Annotated in this window: 8 protein-coding genes; 3 read left to right on the forward strand and 5 right to left on the reverse strand. The window is 58.1% G+C overall.

Annotated elements, in window-relative coordinates; translation table 11 throughout:
- Nucleotides 1-35 precede the first annotated feature (35 nt).
- Genes J5Y06_RS22280 through J5Y06_RS22290 form a run of 3 tightly spaced genes read right to left on the reverse strand, consistent with a single transcriptional unit; the run spans nt 36 to nt 2,488 of the window.
- Nucleotides 36-476, reverse strand: a complete 441-nt coding sequence (locus tag J5Y06_RS22280) for a hypothetical protein (RefSeq protein WP_209337408.1) — start codon at nt 474-476, stop codon at nt 36-38.
- 57 nt (nt 477-533) lie between these two features.
- A complete protein-coding gene (locus J5Y06_RS22285) occupies nt 534-1,640 on the reverse strand; it encodes a hypothetical protein (protein WP_209337409.1) in 1,107 nt (368 codons plus the stop codon).
- A complete protein-coding gene (locus J5Y06_RS22290) occupies nt 1,637-2,488 on the reverse strand; it encodes a CsgG/HfaB family protein (protein WP_209337410.1) in 852 nt (283 codons plus the stop codon). Before J5Y06_RS22290 ends, J5Y06_RS22285 begins: the two co-directional genes overlap by 4 nt.
- A gap of 565 nt (nt 2,489-3,053) precedes the next feature.
- Between J5Y06_RS22290 and J5Y06_RS22295 the strand changes: the two genes are divergently transcribed.
- Complete coding sequence (locus J5Y06_RS22295) at nt 3,054-5,357, forward strand: putative bifunctional diguanylate cyclase/phosphodiesterase (protein WP_209337411.1); 2,304 nt, start codon at nt 3,054-3,056, stop codon at nt 5,355-5,357.
- 29 nt (nt 5,358-5,386) lie between these two features.
- Nucleotides 5,387-6,142 carry an N-acyl amino acid synthase FeeM domain-containing protein gene (locus tag J5Y06_RS22300; RefSeq protein WP_209337412.1) on the forward strand — a complete coding sequence of 252 codons (756 nt, stop codon included), beginning with the start codon at nt 5,387-5,389 and terminating at the stop codon, nt 6,140-6,142.
- Nucleotides 6,143-6,245: 103 nt separating this feature from the next.
- Here J5Y06_RS22300 and J5Y06_RS22305 read toward each other — a convergent pair whose 3' ends face one another.
- Complete coding sequence (locus J5Y06_RS22305; RefSeq protein WP_209337413.1) at nt 6,246-7,094, reverse strand: class I SAM-dependent methyltransferase; 849 nt, start codon at nt 7,092-7,094, stop codon at nt 6,246-6,248.
- 207 nt (nt 7,095-7,301) lie between these two features.
- Nucleotides 7,302-7,463: a hypothetical protein gene (locus tag J5Y06_RS23210; protein WP_245248305.1), complete on the reverse strand. Its 162-nt coding sequence runs from the start codon at nt 7,461-7,463 to the stop codon at nt 7,302-7,304.
- On the opposite strand from J5Y06_RS23210, the gene J5Y06_RS22310 reads away from it, so the two are divergent.
- Nucleotides 7,407-8,120, forward strand: a complete 714-nt coding sequence (locus tag J5Y06_RS22310) for an alpha/beta fold hydrolase (RefSeq protein ID WP_245248303.1) — start codon at nt 7,407-7,409, stop codon at nt 8,118-8,120. The two genes, J5Y06_RS23210 and J5Y06_RS22310, sit on opposite strands and share 57 nt — an antisense overlap.
- The last annotated feature ends 830 nt before the right edge of the window (nt 8,121-8,950 follow it).

The raw sequence follows: 8,950 nt of genomic DNA on the forward strand, positions 1-8,950 counted from the left end.
GTGAGGAGCACCGATGGTGACCCTAGCTCTTGGGGTTACTCCATGCTTTCCAAGATAGATGAGAGGCTTTCCGCCCCATGACTGCTCGCGCGTCCGGTGTTGACGTTTGAGCTCTGATCGCCATCGCTGACTTGGTCAGAGGTGAGTACCGTGCCCTTCGAGTCTACAACGATGGAACAGTTGTTGTTGGCGGTGGCTGTTCCCGTGGCGGAACCACCGCCCGGCCCAGCACTGGCGCCGGCCGCACCGTCACCACCTCTGCCACCCCCGCCTGAACCACCGCACGTGAATATCGCCCCGGCATAGCTGGGCACCTTGTTGCGCATCTGTTCCTTCTGAAGCATGAGCGAAGCGATTGACGCGCGGTTGGCGTTAGGCTTCGGCTTCCAGCCTGAACTGAATGGGTCGGCTGATGTTGGGCTGCCTATAAGCGAAGCCGTGACGCCGACCACCATCGAAAATAAGAACCGTTTCATGTGCGTGCTCTCCCCAGAAAGGTGGGGAAGGGCGGGAGCCGCCCTCCCCCGCTTTCATCATTCGTCGCTGTCAGGCATGCCAACAGAGATGCTGAGGTTGTTTCCAACCGCCGTTGCAGCGTTACGCACAATCGGGGTGATCTCGTCCAAACCACCACCGAGGCCCGCCTCGCCGAAGCCGGTGTAGCCGTTCAGGCTCACATTGTTCACCGATGCAGCAGCGCTGACATTTGCGTAGCCCCACTGCGTTAGATCCGCCACCATCACATGATTTTCGATGTTGTCGGACTCGATCGTAAACGAGGCGTTGTTGGTGACCGCCGTGGCCGCATTGTCGACGTAAGCGTTTAAGATGTTTGACACGCTTGCGCTGGCATTGACCTCCGCTGGCTCGATCAGTCCCGCGCCCGCCGCCACCGTCAGGAGAGCGGCCATTGTCGTATGCTCGTTGATGTCTTCGAGATCCTCGTCGTTCTCGACGATGTAGGCGCCAGCGAGAAGCGCACCGAGAGCGCCGATGCCGGACAGTTCGCCTCCCTCTGCGCCGAACCCGCCTGCAGCGAATTGTGCATCGTGCAGGTAAAGCGGCACATCAGCCTCAATCGACTGGTTGTTGGCCACAGCCGTTGCGGCGTTCTCGACCATCGGCAAGTCGACCGCGCTGAGGACCCCATCCAGGATCACGTTTTCAACAGGGACTTCACCTGTCACCTGAACTTGGAACCCGAGGGTATCAGTCCCTTCGGTGATCGTCCCACCGTCCAGAAGGCTTGCCGTCAAGTTGTTGCTGGCAGGACCAGTCCCAACCACCGGCGTGATTTCTGCCGGATCAGGCCCGCTGTCATCAAAAACGGTGTCGAAGTTGAATGTTTCGTTGACCAGAATGGTCCCACTGCCGGTGGTCCCGTTCGGGGCCGCGTTGTTGAAGACGCCGTCCACATTCGAGGTTGCGCTGATGTTGCCGAAGTGGACCTGCAGCTTCTCTACCTGCACCAGGCCTTCCGGGTCGTTGTCGACATAAACGTCGACGCTGACATTCGTTTCGCCCGTTACGGTATGCGTCCAATCCCAATCCACCACTTCGAACGCCGAAGCGCCTTGTGTAATCCCCAGCAACGCCGCCGAAGCCGTCGCGCCGAGAAGTATTGCCCGATACTTAGTCATGACTTCTCTCCTGTTGATGGCCGCTTTTTCAGGTATGACGCCGTGTGATTGTTCTCCACGAGAGCGCAGCCTTCACTCTTGGGGAGACCAAGGAAGTCCGTCATGATCTGGTGAACGGCCATTTCAGCGACGGACCGCACGCCGAGCTGAAGCGGTTCATTCCGAATCGCTCCGACGTCTAGCTCGATGAGCGTATTGCCGAAGAACCGGAACACTCCGGCTTCGACTTCGTAGCCGCGCACCTGCTTTTGCAGGCTTGCGACGTAAAGGATCTTGAAGCTCCGCGCGTCGATCACACGCAGATCGAGGGCGACATTGACCACGACGCTACGGGCGCCGCCGCCGATACCCTGCACAAAGAGCTGCGCACCGCCTGAGACGATGTTGTAGTTAAGCTCCGTCAGAGCACCGATAAGGATGAAGTCGCTGGCGGGTAGCTTGCCGTATTCCGCCTCAGTACGGGACAGCTTCTTCTGTTCAGCAAGCTTCACTTCCGCCAGCGGTATACGAAGGTCGAGCCGCTCGACCTGTGTGACCTTCTTCGTTTTCTGCAGAGCGCTGATCACCATCTCAGACACACCCTGGCTCAAAGCCCGGCTGTCATTGTCGGTATTGATCTGCCCCGTCTTGTCTACGATCTCCCCCACGGAAAAGACCGGCAGTCGTTTCGAATTCACTTTGAGATCAGCAAGATCTGCGAGGCACTTGCTGTATGGCGTAGGGTTGTTTGTAACGGCGTAGCCGTAAGCGGGCTTGACCCCCGCGGTATTCATGTCCTCTTTTGTTGTTGAACAACCTGCTAAACCCAAAGAACTGACAGATAAGATCGTTAGTAGACGTCCCCACATGCGATCACCCCCCAATAAGCCCTAACCCCGAGCTACAATCGCATGATCAGACTATTACTTTGCAAACCTTTGTATAATGAAATTATTAACTGTCTTAAGCCAAATTTTTTCCTTGAGCTCGAGCGGTATTACGACCTAGGAGGTAAGATGATTGAAAGATCTTCAACCTACCTCAAAAGGAGTATCCAAAATTGGGGAGATCAGGACGCGATCATCTGCAAGCGTCCAAGTGTCGTGACCGGTGCAGGCGGGCTATCACACCTATCGAACCGAACTAGAACTTCGATCCCTGCTGCGCTGGTGTAGCTTCCCTGCTCGGCGAAAGTCATTCCCTGCTACTTGGCTTAGGGAATTCTGCCTTTGAAACGGCTTGTTCCCGGGAGTTTCGAGGAAATGAGGCCGGCTTCAGAGCCCATAAAACTATAACTATCCCTGTTACGGGGATTGCTCCCTGAGCAGCTGATCCCTTCTTCTAGTTCAGCTTCTTCAGATCTTGCTCCGTTAAAGCGATCTTTACACCAACCGCTCTACCCTGGGTGTTTAGATCGTCTCCGGTGCTGAGGACATGAACTCGTTCACACTTCCCGACCAGCAGACCAGTGAGCAGCTCCCGCGCGAGATCTACATCTCGTTCGTCTCGGCTCTGTACGGTGAACTGCGCTCGCTAATTATCGGAAGTGTTGCTGCCACCGGCGCGGCGTTGCTCATCGCCTGGAAGACCGGCAATCCCTATCTTTACGCCAGCGTGGCGCTCATCCTCGCGGTCGCCACCTATCGTGCCATCGAGGTGCGGCGCTACCGGCGCTCGGATCCTTCTTCCTGGACCCAGGACGACGCGCGAGACTGGGAAGCTCACTACGTCATAGCAGCCGCGGCTTACGTTGCCCTGCTCAGCACGTTTTGCATGATGACGTTCCTGCTGACCGATGACGCCTTCAGCCAGATGCTGAGCCTGTCCATGGTGATTGCCTACCACATCGGAGTCTCTGGCCGGAACTATGCCCACGACAAGCTGATCGATGCGCAGATCCTTTGCTCTGCCGTTCCGCTGGCGATCGGCCTGATTTCGGCCGGCGGCTATTATCCCTTAATCGGCATATTGGTGCTGTTGCCTCTTTTCGTGGCGATGAGACGCATCGCTGCTGGCCTGAAGAACACGCTCGTAAAGGCCGTCAGCAGCGCGAGTGGCTATTCGAAGCTGGCCAGCCGGTTCGATACTGCCTTAACGAACATGCCGCATGGACTGGTGATGTTCGATGCACAACGTCGTGCCGTGGTGCTCAACCAGAGCCTTCGCTCCGTGCTGGGTACTGCGTCACAGCCGGAACAGCCTTTTTCCATCGACAGCCTGGACGACCTGATCGCCGCCTGCCCTTTCAAAGCATCGCCTCAGGCGGAACGGTTGCTGAAGCGCATGTGCCTCTCCGCAAGCACAGGCCGAAGCGAGAAAGCCGACTTCCCTACGGATGATGGCCGCTTCTTGTCTGTTACCGTCCAAGGCGCGGACAGCGGCGGCTTTGTGGTGTGTTTCGAGGACATCACGGAACGCCGCTCCGCCGAGGAAAAGGTGGAGTTCCTTGCCACATTCGATTCTCTTACCGGGCTGCTGAACCGCAACGGCCTTGACTCCTTAATCGAGGGAACGCTCGCAAAAGCAGAAGCGGACGGGGGGCGCTTGTGGGTGATGTTCATCGACCTAGACAACTTCAAGCGCGTCAACGACACGTTGGGGCACCATCAAGGTGACAATCTGCTGCGTGAAGTGGCGCGACGGCTTACCGCAGTGGTCGGGCAGGCTGGCAAGACTGCTCGCTTCGGTGGCGACGAGTTCGTGGTCTGCTTGCCGTCGGTCGACATGCCCACTGCGGTTGAGCTTGCAGAAGCGGCTATCGCGATCCTGTCGAAGCCATATCAATTGAGCAATCACTCCGTTGCTCTCGGCGCCAGCGTAGGCGTGGCGGTGTCGGGCGGCAGGAACACCACGAAAGAAAAGCTGCTTCGAGACGCCGATACGGCGCTTTACCAGGCGAAGGCCGATGGCAAAGGCATCTGGCGTGCTTTCGAACCCGAGATGGCTCATCGCGCGCGGGCGCGGCAAGCGATCGAGACGGACATCCGGAAGGCGGTTGAAGAGCGCCGCTTCCACCTGGCCTATCAGCCGTTAGTTGACATGAAGTCCCGGCACGTGCGCACGTTCGAGGCGCTGCTTCGGTGGGATCATCCGGAACGCGGCTCCGTTTCGCCGCAGGAGTTCATCCCGGTTGTAGAAGATCTCGGGCTCATCGTTTCTCTGGGACGTTGGGTGCTAGAAACCGCCTGCCTGCAATGTCTGAAATGGCCAGAGGACATCCGCGTCGCCGTAAACCTTTCCTCCTTGCAGTTTCGCGACGGAAACTTCCTTGAGGTCGTGCGCCAGACCCTTAAGCAAACCGGCTTGCCCGCCTCACGACTAGAGCTTGAGATCACCGAGTCAGTGTTGCTTCACAACGAGGCGGGGGCTCTTAAGGACCTCGCGGGCTTATCCAGGATGGGTGTTCGTTTGGCCCTGGACGATTTCGGCACAGGTTACTCGAGCCTCAGCTATCTCCGCTGGCTTAAGCTCGACAAAATCAAGATCGACCGCGCATTCGTGCGCGATATTGGTCAGGATCCGAAGTCCCTGAAACTCATAGCCGGCATCGTCAGCTTGGCAAAGGAGCTCGGTCTTTCGGTCACGGTGGAAGGCGTTGAAACTCGGCAACAACTGGCTCTCTTGGAAGAGATCGGACAAATTGATGAGCTTCAAGGCTATCTTTTCAGTAAACCTTTACATATTGATGAGACCTTGACTCTGATTGCAAGCTTAAGCCAGAAGCGAGACGCAGCCTAGACGGCGCTCCTTCGGCCCAAGGACGAAATATGGAAGCGATCGCTGAAACCGCAGGCAACCGGTTTGTTGATCGCGTCCAGAAGCTCCTTGAGCGGGTTGAATACCGACCCGCCAGGACACCCGAAGACCGGGAGCAGATCTTCCGTCAGCGATATGCCGCCTATCTCCGCGAAGGCGCGATCGTGGCGAATTCAACCGGCCGCTTCACCGATCCCTATGACGAAACGCCGAACGCGCAGCTTCTCGGTCTGTTTGTCGACGACAACCTGTGTGCGTCCATGCGCATCCACGCAACGGGATCAGGCTGTTTCGAACTGCCGGCCATGTGGGCCTTTGCGGATATTCTGAAGCCGGAAATGGAAAGGGGCCGTCGGATCGTCGATCCGACCCGCTTCGTGGTTGATGCCCAATGGTCGCGGCAATATCCGGAACTCGCGTATCTGACGGCGCGGACGGGCTGGGTCGCCGGAGAACACTACAAGGCGGATCTGGTGCTTTCCACGGCCAGGGCGGAGCACCAGGCGTTCTATAAGCGCGTCTTCAACTACCGGCTTGTTTGCGATTGCAGGCAATACCACACGCTGACCAAACCGCTCAGCCTGCTGTTTCTGGACTTTCAGGAGCAGCGGAACGTCGTTGAAGCGCGCTATCCGTTTCTGCGCTCCACGCGCGCCGAGCGTGAGGCGATGTTCGGAGAAGCCGAGAGAACAAGCACTCCGGCGACGCTGTTTGGCAGCAGCAGACACGGCTGCTCCTATGGAGGAGCCGCGGAGCGGAATACCTGACTACTGCGGCCCCGAACCGTCGTTTTATCCGCCGATCAGGTTTTACAGAAGATCCCTCGGAGAACAGAATCCAGGTCGCTTTCGGAAGACGCCGGTCGCTCGCTCACTGCATGTTGCTGAGAGCACCCCAGGCACCGACCATGCGCGGGTAAAAGAAGCAGGAATTGTCGAGACGGGCTTGTTCCTTGAGGCGCTGGGCCAGGGTTGCCAAGTCGATCTGGTTCGGATCAGCAACCGATAGCTGTTCGATTCGCGGCATGAGGCTACGAAGTGTTTCGGCAAGGTAGTCGCAGGCCTGGTCCGTGGTCTCGCCCGCCGACACGCGCGTGGACGCCGTCACAAGCGGGTTGAGCTGCGCCGCCGACATCAAGCTGAACAGCTTCGATCCGACATCAACGTCGACACCATCCTTGCGATAGCATTCCACGATCCAGCCGAGCGCCTGGTCGAAGAGCGCCATGGGCGGATAAACACTGGCGGTGGTGAGATCCATCTCGATGAACGCCATGACGCCACCCGGCTTCAAAGCCTGCTTGAGCCGGGTCAATGTCTTCGCCTGATCCCGCATGTGAAGCAGAATGAAGCGCCCCACTACGGCGTCGAACCTGTCGTGTTCCACCTCGTGGATTTCGCCCTCCACGAACGTGACGTTTGACCATCCGGCAGCGGCAACCTTGTTCCGCGCAGCCTGGAGGGCATCAGGAGCCCGGTCGAGTCCGACGACTTGACCTTCGGCTCCGACCACGCCGGCGGCGATCAGTGAAACGTCACCGGCGCCGCATCCGATATCGAGGACCCGCATGCCGGGACGCAGGCCCGCGTTGTGAAAAACGGATTCCGTAAAGTGACGAAAAAACTCGCCCTGTTGCGTGAGGCGCTCGAGCTCCTCCTTGCCGTGACCCAAAACATAACCGGCCGCAGACGCATCGTACATTTGGCTTAGCTTGGTCATCGGTCTGAACTTCCGTGCAACTTTATCGAACAGCTAGCGGAAGGATTTACCTTAAGTCCAGACATTTCTTGCAGAGGGCCGCCGGTCTACCACTTCATAACCGACGCCTATTAGAACAGGAGCACCAACGGAGAAGTACACGACTTCTTCGCTCCCATTCAAGTACTTCGTCAGGAGGCGAGGCCGATTATGCGAGATTTTGCACTATCAACAAGTCATGGCAAGATCGTCGGAAAAGATAGCGGCGGTCATGGATTGCCGATCCTCTTCCTGCACGGCAATTCTGCATCGCAGGATGTCTTCAAGAGCCAGATGGAAAGTGGTTTGGCTTCTAAGCATCGGGTGATTACCTTGGATCTTCCAGGTCATGGCGGATCGCAGGATGCTGTTGATCCGCAGCGCACGTATACACTCCCCGGCTACGCCGACGCGGTTTGCGAGGTGCTGGAGGCTCTGAGTATCAAACGCGCTGCTTTGGCGGGTTGGTCTCTCGGAGGACATGTTGCCCTTGAGGTGGCGTCTCGCTGGGCAGGTGTTGCTGCCATCGCCTTGACAGGCACACCGCCGGCGCGCCCCGGAATGGAAGGGCTGATGGAGGCATTTCAGCCCCACCCTGCCTTCGGGTTGCTATCTCAAGCACACCTGGATGATGAGCAGATCGCATTCGTTGCCCGAGCCATGGCCTCGGAGCCGTATGTTGCCGATTTCCAGGCAGCCATTCGCCGGACTGATGGTCAGGCGCGGCAGATCCTGTTTGCAAGCTTGGCGGCAGGGCTGGCGACCGACGAACTCGACTTCGTTGAAAACAGCGACGTGCCAATCGCCATCATCGATGGCGAGGCGGAGCCATTCTCAAGCGCGAGCTTCCTTGAAAACGTCCACTTCAAGTCGCTTTGGGGCGGTCACCCCGCGCGGATCGCGCAGGCAGGCCACGCGCCGTTCCTTGAAAGTTCCCGCGCCTATAACGCGCATCTCGCGGCCTTTCTCCGTGAGGTGGAAGCAAAGCAAAGGCGGTTAGCCGCCTAACCAGTACGACACTAAGAAATGTTGCTGCTGACAACTGTCAGCCGCCTAAACTGCTTCCCCATTTGGATGATCAGGCATGTGCAAGGATAGGCATTCGCAAAGGCGATCAGGAACGAGGCTCGCTTGCCTCGCGTGCGAAGGCGCGGGATACATTTCAGGCGCTGATTTGGGTGTGGCCGGGATGTGTTCGGACGCCGGCGAACCCGACTTGATCCCATGTATCGAATGTGACGGCACGGGGCTCGACGCGGTGGTACCGACCGCGCCGGAAGTGCTGAAAGCCTCGAGCTTCTCGGCAAGCGTTCGTTAGTGGCCCATACCACGTCAAGGGCCAGCGCGGAGCCCATCAAGCTGTCGGTGCAGGGCGACGCCGCTGTTGACGGCTAGATATTGCCACAGGCTTGCGCAAAGCTGCGCAGCACCAGAAGGTTGAGTAAGTTGAAGGCTTCAGCGTGGGTGATCCCTTGAGAACCTTCCTCGAGTTCACAGGCGTGACACTTACGAGCGGCTTAATGACATGACCATGATCGGTGGCGGACACATTCGCCGTTCACGCGGGTGAATGGACGGACGACACAGCCATTGGATCGAAAAGATGGCTCGAAGTGAGCGCATCGAAGGCGCCGCCAAACCGTCCTTTGCCGCATCTTTTCGAAGCGATCCGGGAGATCAATTGGTATACCCGAGAGCGATTTCCTTTGGAGCTCTGACGTTGCCCCCGATCAGCCCTCGTTCATAACTGGACTCTGTTCTCCTTGTGGTCCGATCTGGACCGGGTTGCAAACTCGTTCGGGGTGAGGCCGCGCAGGCTCGTGTGCGGCCGGTGCTCG

It is taken from the genome of Tianweitania sediminis (assembly GCF_017813335.1).
Classification (GTDB): Bacteria; Pseudomonadota; Alphaproteobacteria; order Rhizobiales; family Rhizobiaceae; genus Tianweitania; species Tianweitania sediminis.